The organism is Paraferrimonas sp. SM1919, assembly GCF_010993985.1.
Lineage (GTDB): Bacteria > Pseudomonadota > Gammaproteobacteria > Enterobacterales > Shewanellaceae > SM1919.
Genome location: NZ_WINH01000021.1, coordinates 20,323 through 35,379 on the forward strand (window position 1 = coordinate 20,323; position 15,057 = coordinate 35,379).

Annotated in this window: 15 protein-coding genes; 12 read left to right on the forward strand and 3 right to left on the reverse strand. The window is 43.7% G+C overall.

Features of this window, described 5'->3' with window-relative positions; translation table 11 throughout:
• Positions 1-8: 8 nt before the first annotated feature.
• Positions 9-2,414, reverse strand: a complete 2,406-nt coding sequence (gene plsB / locus GFB48_RS13050) for a glycerol-3-phosphate 1-O-acyltransferase PlsB (RefSeq protein ID WP_163936489.1) — start codon at positions 2,412-2,414, stop codon at positions 9-11.
• A gap of 279 nt (positions 2,415-2,693) precedes the next feature.
• Here plsB and lexA point away from each other — a divergent pair, with 279 nt between their 5' ends.
• The 6 genes from lexA to GFB48_RS13080 all read left to right on the forward strand — a co-directional run bounded on the left by lexA (position 2,694) and on the right by GFB48_RS13080 (position 8,678).
• On the forward strand, positions 2,694-3,314 hold the full coding sequence (lexA, locus tag GFB48_RS13055; protein WP_163936491.1) for a transcriptional repressor LexA: 621 nt from the start codon (positions 2,694-2,696) through the stop codon (positions 3,312-3,314).
• On the forward strand, positions 3,311-3,802 hold the full coding sequence (locus tag GFB48_RS13060) for a hypothetical protein (RefSeq protein WP_163936494.1): 492 nt from the start codon (positions 3,311-3,313) through the stop codon (positions 3,800-3,802). The genes lexA and GFB48_RS13060 overlap by 4 nt, the downstream gene beginning before the upstream one ends.
• Before the next feature lie 322 nt (positions 3,803-4,124).
• The gene (gene coxB / locus GFB48_RS13065; RefSeq protein WP_163936497.1) at positions 4,125-5,627 is read left to right on the forward strand and encodes a cytochrome c oxidase subunit II; all 1,503 of its coding nucleotides are present in this window, start codon (positions 4,125-4,127) and stop codon (positions 5,625-5,627) included.
• A gap of 11 nt (positions 5,628-5,638) precedes the next feature.
• Complete coding sequence (gene ctaD / locus GFB48_RS13070; protein ID WP_163936500.1) at positions 5,639-7,243, forward strand: cytochrome c oxidase subunit I; 1,605 nt, start codon at positions 5,639-5,641, stop codon at positions 7,241-7,243.
• Positions 7,243-7,800, forward strand: coding sequence for a cytochrome c oxidase assembly protein (locus GFB48_RS13075; RefSeq protein ID WP_163936503.1), 558 nt, complete (start codon positions 7,243-7,245; stop codon positions 7,798-7,800). Before ctaD ends, GFB48_RS13075 begins: the two co-directional genes overlap by 1 nt.
• Positions 7,801-7,802: 2 nt before the next feature.
• Positions 7,803-8,678 carry a cytochrome c oxidase subunit 3 gene (locus GFB48_RS13080; protein ID WP_163936505.1) on the forward strand — a complete coding sequence of 292 codons (876 nt, stop codon included), beginning with the start codon at positions 7,803-7,805 and terminating at the stop codon, positions 8,676-8,678.
• 3 nt (positions 8,679-8,681) lie between these two features.
• Here GFB48_RS13080 and GFB48_RS13085 read toward each other — a convergent pair whose 3' ends face one another.
• A complete protein-coding gene (locus GFB48_RS13085; protein ID WP_240464871.1) occupies positions 8,682-8,891 on the reverse strand; it encodes a DUF2909 family protein in 210 nt (69 codons plus the stop codon).
• On the opposite strand from GFB48_RS13085, the gene GFB48_RS13090 reads away from it, so the two are divergent.
• The 5 genes from GFB48_RS13090 to GFB48_RS13110 are packed head-to-tail and all read left to right on the forward strand — an operon-like array spanning position 8,869 to position 12,643.
• Positions 8,869-9,594: an SURF1 family protein gene (locus tag GFB48_RS13090; protein WP_240464872.1), complete on the forward strand. Its 726-nt coding sequence runs from the start codon at positions 8,869-8,871 to the stop codon at positions 9,592-9,594. The two genes, GFB48_RS13085 and GFB48_RS13090, sit on opposite strands and share 23 nt — an antisense overlap.
• Positions 9,595-9,597: 3 nt before the next feature.
• Positions 9,598-10,146 (forward strand): hypothetical protein, encoded by a 549-nt coding sequence (locus GFB48_RS13095; RefSeq protein WP_163936513.1) that lies wholly within the window; start codon positions 9,598-9,600, stop codon positions 10,144-10,146.
• Positions 10,147-11,127 (forward strand): heme A synthase, encoded by a 981-nt coding sequence (locus tag GFB48_RS13100; protein ID WP_163936515.1) that lies wholly within the window; start codon positions 10,147-10,149, stop codon positions 11,125-11,127. It begins immediately after the preceding gene.
• Complete coding sequence (cyoE, locus tag GFB48_RS13105) at positions 11,115-12,014, forward strand: heme o synthase (RefSeq protein ID WP_163936518.1); 900 nt, start codon at positions 11,115-11,117, stop codon at positions 12,012-12,014. Before GFB48_RS13100 ends, cyoE begins: the two co-directional genes overlap by 13 nt.
• Entirely contained in the window at positions 12,011-12,643 is a 633-nt protein-coding gene (locus tag GFB48_RS13110) for an SCO family protein (RefSeq protein WP_163936522.1), read from the forward strand. The genes cyoE and GFB48_RS13110 overlap by 4 nt, the downstream gene beginning before the upstream one ends.
• Here GFB48_RS13110 and GFB48_RS13115 read toward each other — a convergent pair.
• A complete protein-coding gene (locus tag GFB48_RS13115) occupies positions 12,640-13,680 on the reverse strand; it encodes a polysaccharide deacetylase family protein (protein ID WP_240464873.1) in 1,041 nt (346 codons plus the stop codon). The two genes, GFB48_RS13110 and GFB48_RS13115, sit on opposite strands and share 4 nt — an antisense overlap.
• A 15-nt stretch (positions 13,681-13,695) precedes the next feature.
• Here GFB48_RS13115 and GFB48_RS13120 point away from each other — a divergent pair, with 15 nt between their 5' ends.
• Positions 13,696-15,045, forward strand: a complete 1,350-nt coding sequence (locus GFB48_RS13120) for an MATE family efflux transporter (protein ID WP_163936524.1) — start codon at positions 13,696-13,698, stop codon at positions 15,043-15,045.
• The last annotated feature ends 12 nt before the right edge of the window (positions 15,046-15,057 follow it).

Here is a 15,057-nt window from a genome sequence, read left to right on the forward strand (position 1 = left end):
ACAATCCTTTATTGTTTAAGCCCTGCTTGGATGGTATGCAACATCGAGCTAGGAAGAAGGTGATTAATAGTTTGTTGGGCATCGATAATTTTGCCGGCGTCATCTTCAAAGAAGCCGACTTCTTTTAGCTTAACACTTAATGTGCTGTAGAGCTTCTTATCGAAAAACTCTGGGGCATTGATGCCATTAATTGAACCTAAACGTTTCGCCAATTGCTGACAGGTCTTCTCTAAGGTAGGCCTGTCAATTTCTGGATTTAAGGCTAATAGGTTAAATAGAATGCCGTAGCGCTGCAAAGTTTCTGAGGCAATGCCTGCTAATAATTGTAATTCTGTGATTAACTGCTCATTAGGTTGGATACTGTCACCAGCAACGGCAAGTTCTAGCTCGATTAAGGCATCGATTAGTTCACCCAAGTACTGCTCTGGCTGTGGATGGTTTAAGAACAGCTCGGCCTGCAGCATTGGATAGAATTGCATCGAATGCTTAATGATCTCTTCTTTACTAAGGTTGCTTTCGTGCAAAATAATACTGGCAACAATGGCTGGCATGATCATCATATGCAGAATATTATTGCGATAATAAGTCATGCTGATAGCTTCAGATTCACTGAGGCTCACCATTTCCCCTAAGTCGTCACGGGTTAAAGTCAGTTTATCCAGCTCAAGGGTTTGAGCAAGCAAGGTTTTGCCATTAACATTCGGAACAGTTGAAGTCTCTGAATAAGTCACTTTACGCAGTAATTGCAGGTAAATATCTAATTGTTTTTCCAGAGTTGGGCGTTCTAAAGCGTTGTTATCACTGGCTAATAAAGTCATAGCGGTTAAAGGTCCCGCACTTACTGCGGCGGCATCATTAATGCCTCGCATCACTTGGGTTGCGAGGATGTTGACTGATGGCGTTAACCAGTTTGGTTTTTGTTCTGGATCATCAGCAATATCCGCACGCCAGTTGGGTACTTCTTTGTTATAGAACTGATGAAGCGTAATAGGCTCGCCAAAGTTGACATGGCAGCGGCCAAAATTTTTCAGCTTTTTGAGTGCGCCAAGTACCTGCCAAGCCGATTCTTTCTCTTTTTTCGCGCCTTTAAGCTCTTTATGGTAAGTCGCCACTTCCATGACATGGTCATAGCCTAAGTACACAGGAACTAGAGTCACTGGACGATCAACCCCACGCATCATAGATTGTACCGTCATCGCGAGCATGCCGGTTTTAGGCTGTAACAAACGACCGGTACGCGAGCGACCACCCTCGGTAAAATATTCTACTGAATAACCCTTATTGAACAGTTGGTCTAGGTAGGCTTTAAAAACACCGGTATAAAGCTTGTTACCAGCAAAACTACGACGAATGAAGAAAGCACCACCTCGGCGGAAAATAGGGCCTGCTGGCCAAAAATTAAGATTAATACCCGCTGCGATATGAGGTGGGATCATACCTTGGTAATACAGTAAGTAAGATAGAAGCAGGTAGTCCATGTGACTACGATGACAGGGTAAATAGACGATTTCATGGCCATCGTGGGACAGCTGACGTATGCGTTCTACTCCAGTAATTTCAATACCTCGATACAACTTGTTCCATAGCCAGGTTAGAATATGGTCAGCCGTTCTTACCAGAGAATCTGAATAGTTTGCGGCAATTTCATCTAAGTATTGTTTGGCTCTTTCTGTCGCTTTTTCTTGGCTGATTTTCTTAGATTTGGCTTCATCTAAAATAGCCTTTTTAATCGCATCGGATTTCATTAACTCTGCACACAGCACTTCACGCTTAGGCAATGGTGGGCCGTTTAATACCCTATGTTGACGACGGAAGTGGACCTTGGCAACCCGCGCTAACTTTTGCGCGATGCGTTCATCGGTACCGTGGTTATCGGCCATGTAACGGATTGAAACCGCTTTAGAAAGTTGAATGAAGTTACGGCGACCTAAAAACAGAATCATCAATAGCTTGCGCAGACGTGAAGGTTTTTGGCGCTCAATTAATGATGATGACATATTGTCGCCATCATGACCTGGGGTGCGTCCCCAAAAAGAACTAACAGGTATTAACTGGACATCTAGGTCGTGATCAAGTTGATGTAGCTCGAGCAGTTTAGAAAAGTCTTCAAGGTATCTTTGATTGGCCGTTTTACCATGTTTAAGTTCGTGGGAGTACTCAAGACATACGACTCTTGGCGCGAGCTGGCTCTGTAGCTCAAGGGGGGTTAGTGGGCTGGGTAGTTTGAGTTTCTCAATAGCATAATGAATTGCGTTAAGATCACTTTTAGAGTCAGACTTTAAAACGTAAGCAATCGGTTTGTTAGGATCAATATTTAGCTCTTCAAGGGGCTTAGCTGGGATGAATGTCGTCTTGACAACAAGTTTTTGAAGCCATCGTAAACAACGAAATAAAAGTGATTCTTTAATAACCATGAAACTATCAACAAAAAAGCATAAGTGTGTAGATGATACCAAAAAAACTTTAAATACGCCTAAAGAAAGCAGATTTGGTTCAGTTAAAATTAAAAATGAGCACTTAAAAAGTACACGCCTGCCGCGTTAATCCTCAACAGCGCATTATTTATTTTCTAATGCTGACTCGCTTTATAGCGTCAGATTCTATTGATTTATAAAATTTTTTTGGTTAAAGCTTGCACATATTCAAATACTGTATATACTGACAGCATACTGTATAAACAAACAGGCTTCATCATGAGACCACTAACTCCAAGACAAAATCAGGTATTAGAGCTAATCCGCAATCATATTAATGATACTGGTATGCCGCCTACACGAGCTGAAATTGCAACCACCTTGGGGTTTAAAAGTGCTAATGCTGCGGAAGAGCATTTAAAAGCTCTTAAGAAAAAAGGCATGATTGAAATATTAGCCGGAACCTCAAGAGGTATTCGTATTGTTAATGATGATTCTGCTAACGATGAGGATGGCTTACCGTTAATTGGTTCAGTGGCTGCAGGGGCACCAATCACCGCAATTGAGCATATAGAAAACCACTACCGGGTCGATCCCAACATGTTTAGTCCGAGAGCGGATTTCTTGTTACGTGTACGTGGTGACTCAATGGTCGATATTGGTATCAATGAAGGTGATTTATTAGCGGTACATAAGCAACAAGAAGTTCGCAATGGCGAAGTGGTCGTTGCGCGAGTAGAAGATGAAGTGACAGTTAAACGTTTTGAGCGGCAAGGTAGCAAGGTTTATTTGCATGCTGAAAATTCAGAATATCAACCCATTGAAGTCGACTTAAACTATCAAGCACTAACCATTGAAGGTTTAGCAGTTGGGGTAATTAGAAATGGAGGCAAATTATGATCAATTCATACCAATCTAAATTAAGCCACCCTGGACTTTGGGGTCATGAGATTAAATCACAACAAATCCAGCCCGTGCAGTTGACTATTGCCAATGCTAAGGAATATCAGCAGGTGTTACCTGAAGCTCTGGCAAAATTAAGTCAATTGAGTCAACTTGGCCAATGGATAATGTTAGTTGGTAATGCCACTGCGCAATTTAAACGCCAACTGGCAACTGCAGGCGTTAACTTAAATAGAGTGTTGATGGTACACCCTAAAGACCAGTTCGATGCAATATTTGCTACGGAACAAGCGATGGTTTCTAAAAATTGCAGTGCTGTTATTGCATTCACAGAAACATTAAATCAAATTGATGTGAAGCGTATGCAACGCTTAAATAAAAGCGCACGCTGTGCAACGTTTGTATTTCAAGGGGTGAGTGCCTGCTCACTGTTAGCCTCTAATTCTACACAGATGGCTGTATATTCTACTGCAGAACTGCACTAAACCTCTGTTTAAGAGGAAGTTTTCATGCTGGTATGAAGTCTAGTTTGCAATGAAAATTCCTCTTGCCAATTCCTTCTCCAATGGTTAGGTTAATAGCTATAACGTCTTTTCTGTTGTAGCCGTGCTTACCATAATAATTCAATAAGTACGTTAGATTTCGGTCGTTAGTCGATTGCCTTTGGCAATTGGGCTAGGCAGTTTTATCAAGTCTCTTGATATTTAGCCCTCACTATTTCTGGGAACGAAAGGTTTTCATAGAGATGAGTAGGACTGTGAAGCTTTTCTTTGTGTTTGCTATACGCAATCAAAAGGGAGAAAGCTTGTGACGCGAATGTTGTTATGGGTGTCAGCGTTACTATTTGTACCGACATCAATTGCGGCCGACATGCCGCTAAATTTGACCCGTGGGGTCACAGAGATCAGCAATGAGGTATATGACCTTCATATGCTGATTTTCTACATCTGTTGTGTAATAGGTCTTTTAGTGTTTGGGGCAATGTTCATTGCCATGTATAAACACCGAAAATCCAAAGGGGCTGTGGCAGCAAAATTCCATGAGAGCGTTAAAGTGGAAGTGCTATGGACCTTAATTCCTTTCTTAATTCTTATTGGTATGGCCATCCCGGCAACCCAAACCTTAATAAAAATGGAAGATCCTAGTGATTCTGACCTTACTATTTTGGTAACGGGCTCGCAATGGAAATGGCACTACAAATATCTAGATCAAGACATCGAATTCTATAGTGTGATGTCCACTACTCAAGATGAAATTTCTAATAAAGCCGACAAAGGTGAGCATTATTTATTGGAAGTTGATAAGCCATTAGTGATACCCACTAATAAGAAAGTACGGTTCTTGATGACTTCTGATGATGTGATTCATTCTTGGTGGGTGCCAGCATTTGCTGTTAAGAAAGATGCTAATCCAGGATTTATCAACGAAGCTTGGACCAGAGTCGATAAAGCAGGCACATACCGAGGACAGTGTGCTGAGCTATGTGGAAAAGACCATGGATTTATGCCAGTAGTGGTAGAGGCAGTACCACCTGAAGAATTCGATAGCTGGGTAGTTGCACAGCTCGAACTTAACGCTCAGGCCGCCGCTCAAGCCGCAGCTGACCTCAACAAAACCTTATCTATGGATGAACTGATGAGTCAGGGGCAATCAGTGTATTTGGCTAATTGTGCTGCTTGTCACCAAGAAAATGGTAAAGGTATTCCAGGAGTATTTCCTTCTCTTATTCGTTCTCCGGTAATTAACGGTGATATTGCTAAGCATATTGATATCGTGGTCAACGGTGTGTCTGGCACCTCGATGGCGGCCTTTGGCAGTCAGTTAACCGATACTGAGATCGCGGCGGTAGTGACTTATGAGCGAAATGCTTGGGGGAACAACAAGGGTGATAGTGCTCAAGCGGCAGATGTTGCTGGTGTTGAACCTGCCGTCGTCGTTGAGCCTGAGGTGCAGGTGGCGCAGGCGGAAGCTAAACCTGCTGAGCCATTAGCGCCATTAACGATGGAATCTGCCATGGCTGAGGGTGAAAAGGTCTACCTAGCTAAATGTAGCTCTTGTCACTTACCTACGGGTACTGGTGTTGCTGGAGCATTCCCATCATTAATCGGTTCGCCAGTGATTAAAGGTCCGGCGTCTGGCCATATTAATGTGGTAGTTAAAGGGGTTGCGGGTACAGGCATGATGCCTTTTGCCAGCCAGCTTAGCCCTAGGGAAATTGCGGCAGTGGTTACCTATGAGCGAAATGCTTGGGGTAATAATTCAGGTGAGTTAGTCACCGAAGAACAAGTACAAGCGCAGTCTGGCCAGTAAAGGAGTAATTCATGACTAGTTTATCTCACGGCGCAGATGGCGTCATGGTCGATGACCATCATGAACATCACGGTCCTGCTAAGGGCTTGATGCGATGGGTGTTGACCACCAACCATAAAGATATCGGTAGTTTATATCTGTGGTTCAGTTTTCTTATGTTTCTTGTTGGCGGAGCAATGGCGATGGTCATTCGCGCCGAATTGTTCGAGCCTGGTTTACAGTTGGTGGATCCTAACTTTTTCAATCAGATGACTACTGTTCATGGGCTTATTATGGTCTTTGGTGCAGTAATGCCAGCCTTTACGGGCTTGGCAAACTGGCTAATCCCCATGATGATTGGTGCACCAGACATGGCGCTACCCAGGATGAACAACTGGAGCTTTTGGATTCTACCCTTTGCTTTTAGTATTTTGTTAGCATCACTGTTTATGGAAGGTGGCGGTCCAAACTTTGGTTGGACTTTCTACGCACCATTATCGACAACCTACTCACCTGACAGTACCGCACTATTTGTATTTGCGGTGCATATTATGGGTATCAGTTCAATTATGGGTGCCATCAACGTTATTGTTACTATTGTTAATATGCGTGCCCCTGGTATGACGTGGATGAAGCTGCCACTGTTTGTTTGGACTTGGTTGATTACCGCTTTCTTATTGATTGCGGTAATGCCAGTACTTGCAGGGGTGGTGACCATGGTATTGACCGATAAATATTTTGGTACCAGCTTTTTTGCTGCAGCAGGTGGCGGGGACCCTGTGTTGTTCCAGCATATTTTCTGGTTCTTTGGGCATCCTGAAGTGTACATCATGATTTTACCAAGCTTCGGTATTATCTCGGCAATTGTACCTGCATTTTCTCGCAAGCCGCTATTTGGTTATGCTTCTATGGTATATGCCACGGCCTCTATTGCGCTGCTGTCCTTCATTGTATGGGCACACCATATGTTCACCACGGGCATGCCAGTATTTGCTGAACTGTTCTTTATGTTCGCAACCATGTTAATTGCCGTGCCGACCGGGGTTAAAGTATTTAACTGGGTTGCCACCATGTGGCGCGGTAGCATGACCTTTGAAACACCGATGCTATTTGCCATTGCCTTTATCATTTTGTTCACCATAGGCGGCTTTTCTGGATTGATGCTGGCGATTACTCCGGTAGATTTCCAATACCACGATACTTATTTTGTGGTGGCGCATTTCCACTATGTTTTGGTTACTGGAGCAATCTTCTCGATCATGGCAGCAGCCTATTATTGGTTGCCTAAATGGACAGGCAAGATGTATGACGAAACCTTAGCAAAATGGCACTTCTGGATATCTCTCATCTCTGTCAATGTATTGTTCTTCCCTATGCATTTCTTGGGGCTGGCGGGTATGCCAAGGCGTATCCCTGATTATGCATTACAGTTTGCAGATATTAACCAAATTGTTTCCCTCGGTGGATTTGTATTTGGGCTATCACAGCTGATTTTCTTAGCAGTGGTCATTAAATGTATCCGAAGTGGCGAGCCGGCTCCGGCAAAACCATGGGAAGGTGCAGAAGGACTTGAGTGGGATGAGTTACCGAGTCCAGCACCTTATCATTCATTTAGTACCCCGCCTAAGGTGAAATAATGCAGCAGCAAATAGCCACTCCTAAACTTATTGGAATTCTACTTGCCGCAGTAGTAGGCATGTTTGGTTTTGGGTATGCCTTAGTACCCTTGTATGACGTGTTTTGTGAGATTACTGGTATTAACGGTAAAACGGCAAAGGAAGCGATAGTTTATGAGGCAGGTTATGTTGATGAAAAGCGTTTAGTGACCATTGAATTTATTGCCAATGTGAGTCCTGGAATGCCTTGGGACTTTGCACCTGAAGTTAAAAAGATTCAAGTGCATCCAGGGGAGCTTAAACAGGTGTCATTTATCGCTCAAAACCAAATTAGCGAAATGACTCTTGGCCAGGCGGTACCTTCAGTATCGCCCGGGCTAGCGGCGCTTTATTTCAATAAAACTGAATGTTTCTGCTTTCAAAGCCAGCAGTTAACGGCAGGGGCTAGTGTGAATATGCCACTAATTTTCTTCATCGATCCAGCTCTACCTGAAGAAATCAAAACCCTAACTCTGGCTTATACCCTTTATAACATTAGTGATCAGCTGCCTAACAGCACAGATGATCCTGGAGTTTAACTATGAGTAGTGAATATCAAAATTATTATGTTCCTCATCAAAGTTATTGGCCGATAGTCGGGGCTTTTGCTTTGTTTTTAATTGCCGTAGGTGCAGGCTCGACGGTACAGCAAATTGGCACCGCGACCAGCTGGGGCAGCTATATGCTTTATGCCGGCATTGTTACCTTATTATTTATGCTGGTTGGCTGGTTTAAAAATGTCATTGATGAGTCCATGAGTGGCCTGTATTCAGCGCAAATGGATCGTTCTTTCCGCCAAGGAATGAGCTGGTTTATTTTCTCTGAAGTGATGTTTTTCGCAGCGTTTTTTGGGGCTTTATTTTACGCAAGAATGGTGGCCGTACCTTGGTTAGGCGGTGCTGGCAATAATGAAATGACGAGTCAGATATTATGGCCAAATTTTGAAGCCGTTTGGCCATTGGTGATGACGCCTGACGGCAGCACCACAGAAGCGATGCCATGGCAGGGGTTGCCATTGTATAACACCATTATCTTAGTAATTTCTTCGATAACGTTGCATATTGCCCATGTGAACCTAGAGCAAGGCAAACGTAAAGCATTAACCATTTGGCTAGCGATAACCGTACTTCTAGGCGCAGCATTCCTAGTGCTGCAGGTTGAAGAATATATCCATGCTTACCGTGAGATGGGATTGACTCTCGCCTCTGGGGTCTATGGTAATACCTTCTTCTTGCTTACAGGATTTCATGGCTTACATGTAACTTTAGGCGGCATCATGCTGTTTATTTTGTTATTGCGTGTCATCAAAGGCCACTTTACACCTGAAAACCATTTTGGTTTTCAAGCGGGTAGCTGGTATTGGCACTTTGTCGATGTAGTGTGGTTGTTGTTATTTGTATTTGTCTACATTCTCTAAAGGTTAATAAGGTCTTGGGTTGGGAGTAATCCAGCCTAAGGCCATTGCCAGCAAAATAATTAGCAAGGTCGCGACCGAGAAAATCAATCTGCGACCAATATAATGGCTCATAGGTTTGTTGTTTTGTGGTTTTAACATTGAGCGCATAGCAAGTGCCAAACTAATAATAATGATAAGCAGTAAGGCAATAATGAGTAGTTTAAATCCTAGCATAATCATTCCTAAGTTATCCCTAAAGCTGGGCTTTATGGGGTTTACGGTAATTTTGTTTTTATTGCTTGGTTGGTTAAGTCTGTGGCAATTCGAACGCGGCCAACAGGCTCAATTACGAATTGATCAACATTATCAACAGCAAAATCTTAACCCCATATATATCAATAACCTAAATCATAACCTTAGTGATGGTCAAAGGATTTATGGAGAAGCTTTAGCTCGCTTTGATAGAACTCTGTTACTGGATAATCAGGTGCTTAACAAAAAAGTAGGTTATCGACAATTGGTACCAGTAGAGCTTGCTAGTGGTCAGTGGTTATTGGTTGATTTAGGTTTTGTGGTGGCTGGATTAAGCAGAAATGAACTGCCAAGTATTAACTCTGTGCCCGAACACATAGAGTTTACAGCTCAAGTGTATCAACCTTCTATTAATCAATTTAACAGACTGTTATTGGCGGAAGAGGGTTGGCCTAAAAGAATACAAACGATCAATCTTAAGCAAATACAGCAGCAATTTAACTGGCCATTGCTGAATTTTATCGCAATAGCAAATCAAGTTAATGGCGAAGCAGTACCCAGTAATTTTAGTTATCAAGTGATGTCACCAGCAAAGCATTTTGGTTATAGCCTGCAATGGGCATTGATGGCCATCGTTGAAGCTTTTTTGAGTGTTTTGATCTGGCGCAAGTGGGCTAAGGAGTAAGCGATGAGTAACAATAAAAAAATCAAACCACTTATCATGCTGGTATTGGCATTTGCCATGCCTGTGGTTTTGGCCAAGTTGTATCTAAGTCAATCTTGGTATCAAGGAGGGGTGACCAATCGGGGAGTATTAATGGCACCGGCAATTAATTTTTCAGAGCTAGATATGATCAACCCCGCCCCTGGTAAATGGCAATTGATTTATCAAATCGATAACGATTGCATGGAATTTTGCCAGCAACAACTGCGATTAATGCATCAAAGTTTTGTTGCTCTAGGCAGAAATCAAGATAGGGTTAAATTATCTATTTTCAAACCTGAAAGCATCAAAATCCCAAAGCAAGTGAATGTCTCCGAGTGGCAGGAGCTTGCGTTTATAAGCGCGCTATCACCGCTGACAGGGTTGCCACCGAAAAGGCTAATGATAGCCGACCCGTTAGGTAACATTATGATGAGTTACGATTTGGGTTCAGATCCTGAGGGCTTAAAAATGATCAACCGTGATATGTTGATTGACCTTCGTAAACTATTAAAACTATCAAAGGTGGGTTAAATGAAGAAATGGATTAATTTCGCACTCATACTGACCTTGGCTGTTATCGTCATGGGAGCAACGACCCGCTTAGAGGACGCTGGTTTAGGGTGTCCAGACTGGCCAGGTTGTTATGGCAAATTAACAGTGACCGCAGCGGCAGTAGATAGTGATGCCCTAGCGGCTTTTCCAGATCGTCCTTTTGAAGCTTATAAAGCTTGGCTAGAGATGATTCACCGCTATATTGCGTCTTTATTAGGCTTAGTCATACTGCTATTAGCAGTGAAGTCATGGCGTAGCCCAGATGGTGCCAAAAAACTCCCTTTAGTACTGTTGTTACTGGTGATGTTCCAAGGTTATTTGGGGATGTTAACAGTAACCGCTAACCTAATGCCGCTGGTGGTGTTAGGCCATCTAATTGGCGGCTTTTCGGTGCTATCGCTGTTGTACCTGTGGCGATTACGTTTAGCAGATAGCGACCCAGAAGATGTGCCCGCTTCTGGTCATAAACTGGCGCTAGCAGGACTAGTAGTCTTGATTGCGCAAATCAGTTTAGGGGGCTGGACCTCGACCAACTATGCCGCTACGGCCTGTACCGCTTTGCCTATTTGTGAACAGGGTTGGCAACAACGCTTAGATGTTTCGGCATTTAATCCTAACCAAGGTAAGCATCAAAGTTATGAATTTGGGGTGTTAGATTATGATGCCCGGATGACTATCCATGTCAGCCACCGTTTTGGCGCCATCATTACCTTTGGGTTGTTGATGATATTAGCTTGGCGGTTACTTAAGCAATCATCGAATCAAATAAAGCCAGTGGCCAAAGCTATGCTGGCACTGTTACTGGTGCAATTTACCCTTGGAATTCTAAATGTGGTGCTATTGCTGCCATTAAGTGTGGCCGTGGCCCATAACCTAGTGGCAGCTTTGTTGTTGCTGAGTCTAATTGGCATTAATTATCAGCTGCGTTGGCAGCAATGGAGGTTAACATGGAAAAGCTGATCACCCCTGCCCCAAAATGGCAATTTAACTGGCGTAGTTACTATCAACTGACTAAACCCAAAGTGGTGTTATTGATGTTGCTCACGGTGTTAGTGGGTATGTGTTTAGTGCAATCATCGGCAATTCCATTAGAGCCTATGATCCTTGGGCTAATTGGAATTGGAGCAATGTCGGGGGCCGCTGCTGCATTTAACCATGTCCTTGATAGACGAATCGATGCAATTATGTCACGCACGACTAAAAGACCATTACCACAAGGTGAAGTCTCAACCCCTAAAGCTGCTACTTTTGCAGTGCTGCTTGCGGCGTTTGGTTTTGTCATTTTATATGCCGGGGTGAACCCTTTAACTGCTTGGCTGACGTTTGCCAGCTTGCTGGGCTATGCCGTGCTATACACTGCTTACTTAAAGCGTGCTACTTCACAAAATATTGTTATAGGCGGCTTAGCGGGTGCTATGCCACCTTTGCTGGGATGGACGGCGATAAGTGGAGAGTTTCATGGTAATGCATTGCTGTTGGTGATGATAATCTTCACTTGGACACCGCCGCACTTTTGGGCATTAGCAATAGCCAGAAGAGAAGAATATGCCAAAGTAGATGTGCCCATGCTGCCAGTGACCCATGGAGTCGAATTTACCAAAACTTGTATTTTGCTATACACCTTTTTGATGGCTATTTGCTGTTTATTACCAGTGATTGTGGGTATGTCGGGCTGGTTATATTTAGCAATATCGACGGTATTAAGCAGCATCTTTATTGTTAAAGCTTGGCAGCTAAAATTTACTGACTCTAATGCAAAAGCAATGGATTTATTTAAATACTCAATTATTCAACTGATGTTGCTATTCGTAGCACTACTGGCTGACCATTACTGGGTGATGGCATGAGTAAGCGTGTAGTTGTGGCAGTGGCGCTGTTCGTCAGCGCCATGTTGGGGGGCTATGCCCATTACCTTAGCAATGCTAAATTGCCCCTTAATTCAGCTTTACTTTATCCCGTTGCTCGGCCTCTGACTGATTTTAAACTCATCGATCATAACGGCCAACATTTTACCAATGCGCAGTTACTCAATACTTGGAGCTTAATATTTGTTGGTTATACTTCCTGTCCGGATATTTGCCCTCTGACCATGGCAAAATTATCGGCCATCAGTAACAAGTTAGATCAACAGGTTCAGGTGGTGTTTGTGGCGGTAGATCCGACACGGGATAGCCCACAAGCGGTAAAGGAATATATCGAATTTTTTAATCCAAATTTCGTGGGCGTAACAGGTGAGCATAAAGATCTTTATCCATTTACTAGACAATTAGGGTTGGTCTATTCTGTTGGGGATAATAGCCAGCAGAACTACCTTGTCGAGCATAGTGGTTCGCTGGCTTTAATTGATCCTTTCGGCCGCCTTGCAGCTATCATTAAGCCGAGCCAATTGCAGTCAGGACAATTGCCCCAGCTTAAAGTTGACTATGCGGCCAGCGATATTAATAATATTTTGGCTGGTAAGGCAATGAATCTCTAACCCTCAGGATATTGGCCGTTTGCTTTTGGTCTAAGCCAAGCTTGTGAGAACCAATAGTAGCGGCCCTTGGTCAGACTTGGCGCTGTACAATTATAGCGTGAACGCCCAGGGGGGAGCTCTTTCTCAGCTTGAATAGTAAAGCTGCGATTGTCCACCCAATTCACCTGCTGTTGACCCTGCCCCGATATAAAACAACGTAGTTGCTTGATTTGTAGGTCTTTGGGATCCAAAGAAACTGAGAGTAAGGGGCGCGTTTGCTCAACAGTGAGCTGCATTTGATGACCTTTTAAGCCCGTTATCGGCATTGGTAGCGAATGCATTTTGACTTTAAGGCTGTTAAGGTTGGCAAAAGGACCTGCCACAGGAAAACGCGGTAAAGCCTGAAGATCTGAACTCAAACCCGCGGCTCCTGAATGCTGCCCCAGAGCAGCATAACCTCGTTGCGCTAAGGCCTCGGTAAGTTCAAGATTGTATTCACCATAAGGGTAAGCCAATATTTTATGGTTTTGCCCTGTATTTTGTTTAATTAATGTTTCCGTTTTTTCGATATCGGCTAATGTCTTGGCTAACCAGTCAGGATCGTTGTTCACTTGATGAACAAGGTGATCATGTTGATAACTATGGTTTGCGATTTCTGCCCCTTGTTTGGCAAGCTGGTTCAAAGTTTGCCAATCCATCATGGATTTACGTTTAGATTCGATCGGCGCAATTGACACAAATAAGGTGTATGGGAAGCCGTGTTGCTCTAGAATTGGCGCGGCGTTGTCGGCGATATCCTGATAGCCGTCATCAAAGGTGATCACCATGGTGTTATCCGCAAGTTCAATGCCCTGTTTATGGCTTTGGACGAACTTAGACAAAGGAATAACATCGAACTTTTGATCCTTAATGTACTGCATCTGCTCTGCAAACTGGGCAGGCGTCACGCTGGTGGATTTTGGAGTATCCTCAGCCACATGGTGATACATTAGAATAACAGTCGCAAAGCTTGGGCTGGTAAAGGCCAGCGCCAAAATAAACAATAATCGATTCAACACTTAGAGTGCCCCTTAATGAAACAAAGCCGAGCTTTTTTTAACGATTCAAAAATGCATTATAAAGTATTGGCGCTCGCTTTTCCCATGATCGTGTCAAATATCACCACTCCGTTACTGGGGCTGGTAGATACAGCGGTATTGGGGCATTTAGATCAGGCTCATTATTTAGCGGGTGTGGCCTTTGGTTCTATGGTGCTGACACTCTTGTTCTGGCTGCTTGGCTTTTTACGCATGAGTACCACAGGGCTAGTGGCGCAAGCCCTAGGGGCTAAAGATAATGACAAGCAGCTGCATATTTTAGGACAAGGGTTATTGCTGGCCTTGGTCTTTGCGCTGCTGATTGTGGCTTTGCAGGATGTGTGGCTAGGGGCCGCAGCTTACTTTTCAAATCCGAGTGCTTTGGTGCTTGGGGCTGCTAAAGATTATTATGGAATACGGGTGTATAGCGCGCCTTTTAGTTTAATGAACCTAGTGTTCCTAGGCTGGTTATTAGGGCGTCATCACCCCAAGGCGGCCATGTATTCGGTGGTATTGGCTAACCTATTAAATCTAGGCTTAGACTTGTATTTAGTACTGGTGCTGAAGTGGGGCGTAAAGGGCGCAGCTTGGGCGTCGTTAGTGGCTGAAATCGGCAGTTTTATGCTACTGGCTAGTTTTACACTTACCACCATTAGACAACAGTTATCAGCACGATGGCAACAACTTTGGCTTAATTTGCAGCCTAAAGCCATGTTGCAACTGATGAGTTTAAATCGCGATATCTTTATTCGCTCTTTATGTTTACAAGCTGCCTTTTCTTTTATGACCTTTAAAGCGGCCAATATTGGTGAATTAGAGCTGGCCGCCAATGCCATTTTATTAAACTTTTTAATGCTGACCGCCTACGCTCTGGATGGCTTTGCCTATAGTGCCGAGGCCATGGTGGGTAAAGGTGTGGGAGCCAAAGACAAGCATCAGGTAAAACAGGCGGTTAATTACTCTTTGTTATGGAGTCTATTAGCCAGCCTTGGCTTCTCATTGGTATTTTTAGGCTTTGGTGAAGCCATATTAGGGGCCATGACCTCAATTACCGAGGTACAGCAAACGGCATTGGTGTACTTGCCTTGGTTGGTGTGGATGCCGTTATTAGCGGTCACCTGTTATTTGTTTGATGGGGTGTATATTGGTGCAGCCAAGGGCCAAGTAATGCGTGACAGTATGCTGGTTTCTAGCCTAGGGGTGTTTTTTCCAGTATGGCACTGGTTGAATTTAGATTATGGCAATCATGCTCTCTGGGGGGCACTCACCCTATTTATGTTAGCGAGAGGGATAACGTTGGCTGGGCATTACTATATCAGTATGGCCAATGATAGGTTTATTCGATAACAAAAAGGCCGC

Bases quoted from the DNA above. Each gene is read 5' to 3' on its own strand.
- plsB (WP_163936489.1), bottom strand. From the start codon at position 2,414: ATGGTTATTAAAGAATCACTTTTATTTCGTTGTTTACGATGGCTTCAA.
- lexA (WP_163936491.1), top strand. From the start codon at position 2,694: ATGAGACCACTAACTCCAAGACAAAATCAGGTATTAGAGCTAATCCGC.
- GFB48_RS13060 (WP_163936494.1), top strand. From the start codon at position 3,311: ATGATCAATTCATACCAATCTAAATTAAGCCACCCTGGACTTTGGGGT.
- ctaD (WP_163936500.1), top strand. From the start codon at position 5,639: ATGACTAGTTTATCTCACGGCGCAGATGGCGTCATGGTCGATGACCAT.
- GFB48_RS13075 (WP_163936503.1), top strand. From the start codon at position 7,243: ATGCAGCAGCAAATAGCCACTCCTAAACTTATTGGAATTCTACTTGCC.
- GFB48_RS13080 (WP_163936505.1), top strand. From the start codon at position 7,803: ATGAGTAGTGAATATCAAAATTATTATGTTCCTCATCAAAGTTATTGG.
- GFB48_RS13090 (WP_240464872.1), top strand. From the start codon at position 8,869: ATGAGTAGTTTAAATCCTAGCATAATCATTCCTAAGTTATCCCTAAAG.
- GFB48_RS13085 (WP_240464871.1), bottom strand. From the start codon at position 8,891: ATGCTAGGATTTAAACTACTCATTATTGCCTTACTGCTTATCATTATT.
- GFB48_RS13095 (WP_163936513.1), top strand. From the start codon at position 9,598: ATGAGTAACAATAAAAAAATCAAACCACTTATCATGCTGGTATTGGCA.
- GFB48_RS13100 (WP_163936515.1), top strand. From the start codon at position 10,147: ATGAAGAAATGGATTAATTTCGCACTCATACTGACCTTGGCTGTTATC.
- cyoE (WP_163936518.1), top strand. From the start codon at position 11,115: ATGGAAAAGCTGATCACCCCTGCCCCAAAATGGCAATTTAACTGGCGT.
- GFB48_RS13110 (WP_163936522.1), top strand. From the start codon at position 12,011: ATGAGTAAGCGTGTAGTTGTGGCAGTGGCGCTGTTCGTCAGCGCCATG.
- GFB48_RS13120 (WP_163936524.1), top strand. From the start codon at position 13,696: ATGAAACAAAGCCGAGCTTTTTTTAACGATTCAAAAATGCATTATAAA.